This is a genomic window from Paracoccus sp. (in: a-proteobacteria) (assembly GCF_030536915.1).
Classification (GTDB): domain Bacteria; phylum Pseudomonadota; class Alphaproteobacteria; order Rhodobacterales; family Rhodobacteraceae; genus Paracoccus.
This window is the reverse complement of the sequence record NZ_JAUNPC010000218.1, coordinates 1-1,631: the sequence shown is the minus strand read 5'-3', so window position 1 is coordinate 1,631 and position 1,631 is coordinate 1. Positions and strand designations below refer to the sequence as shown.

Genomic DNA, 1,631 nt, shown 5'->3' with positions numbered 1-1,631 from the left:
CCAGCAGCGCGGCGCCGCCGCCCGCGCGCCGGACGGTGTCGTCCAGCCAGGCCATCCGCTCCTGATCATGCCCATCAAGATAGCAGGCGGCGGCGCAGAACAGGGGCAGGGCCAGATGCCCGCGTAGCTGGCGGGCCAGCGCGGCAAAGCGGCTGGCAAAGTCCGGATCCGGCTGGCGCGGCGGGATGGTGGCGAGGCACCACTCCCTGGCGTGCTCGGCCATCTCGTCGCGCCGGATCTGGCACTCGCCTTTCGGCGAGCGCATGCGGCCCCGCGACAGCAGGCCGGTCAGCCGCCCGTAGCTGGCGCGGTCGGTCGGCCAGACCAGGAAAGCGGAGCCGTCGTCCAGGACCAGCCGGGCGCCGACCACATAGGGCAGCCCGGCCTCCCTGGCCGCGACATGGCCGCGCACGATCCCGGCCAGGCTGTTGCTGTCGCAAATGCCGAGACCCGCATGCCCCAGCGCCCGGGCGGTCAGCACCAGCTCCGCCGGATGCGAGGCGCCATGCAGCAGGGAAAAGTTCGACCGGGCGCCGAGCTCGGCATAGGCGGGCGGCATGGCTCAGGCGAGCTCGCCATGCAGGAACCAGCGGACCTCGGCGCCGGGTTCCAGCAGGCGGCAGACCCAGAAGCGCGGACCCTCGACGGTCTGCAGGCGGTAATAGTCGCGCCGCGGCCGGTGGCCATCCTCGCCCCACCATTCGGGCTTGAGGCGCTCGGGGCCGATGGCGGCCAGCACCCGGTAGAGACGACCGGCATGGCGCAGCTGCACCAGCGGCCCGTCCGGCGCCGCGGTGGTCACGGCGACGGGGAGCGGCACGTGCAGGAGCCGGATCGGACGGATGGCGCGGCCCCAATCCTCGGGGATGCCCGGATCCGCGTAAGGATCTGCGGGCGCCACGGCGTATTCGGGCCAGTGGCTCCGCAGCGGTGCCTGGCGGGCGATGGCGATGCGCTGCCCGGCGCGGTCCAGCAACTCCGGCAGGGCAGCGGGCTGCAGGGCGGCACCATCCTCCCCACGGCGCAGCAGGGCCTGGGCGTGGCTGACCGGCTCCGTCTCGGCGGCCTCCAGCACCATGCGCTCGAAGCCCAGATCCGGCTCCAGCTGGCCCAGCACTTCGGCGAACAGCCGAAACAGATGCCGGGGCGCGTGCGAGGCGGCACCGGTGCCGATCGCCACCTCCTGCACCACCCGGTCGACCCGAAAGCCGCGCAGCACCAGGCGGCGGGCGCCCTGACCGGCCTGCTCCAGCGCCCGGCACAGCTCCTCCAGCAACGTCTCCAGCACGTGGTCGATGGCCGGGCGGGTGATGATGGGCTCGAGCAGATTGCGGGAGGCTACGAACACCGGCGGCGGCCGCACCGGCCGGAGGGAGCGCGGCCGCCTGCCCAGCGCGTCGTCGAGCGCGTCGAGCAGCGGGCGGCCAAAGCGGCGCGCCAGCGGCCCGCGGGGCTGGCGCAGCAGGTCACCGATCCGCTGCAGCCCCAGCCGGGCCAGACCCTGGATGATGTCCGGCGGCAGGCGCAACGCCGCCAGGGGCAGGGGGATCAGCGCCGCCGGCTCATCGCCCGCGGGCAGCACCAGGGGCCGGGACACGCTGCGCGCCAGCGCCGCTGCGCAACCGGGCGTG

2 protein-coding genes are annotated in these 1,631 nt (G+C 74.6%); both read right to left on the bottom strand.

Annotated features, from left to right (window positions below):
• Positions 1-559, bottom strand: a 559-nt coding sequence (locus Q4F04_RS15885; RefSeq protein ID WP_303370754.1) for a PHP domain-containing protein, incomplete at its 3' end; no start/stop codon positions are given.
• 3 nt (positions 560-562) lie between these two features.
• A partial coding sequence (locus tag Q4F04_RS15880; protein WP_303370753.1) for a DNA polymerase Y family protein occupies positions 563-1,631 on the bottom strand: 1,069 nt, incomplete at its 5' end.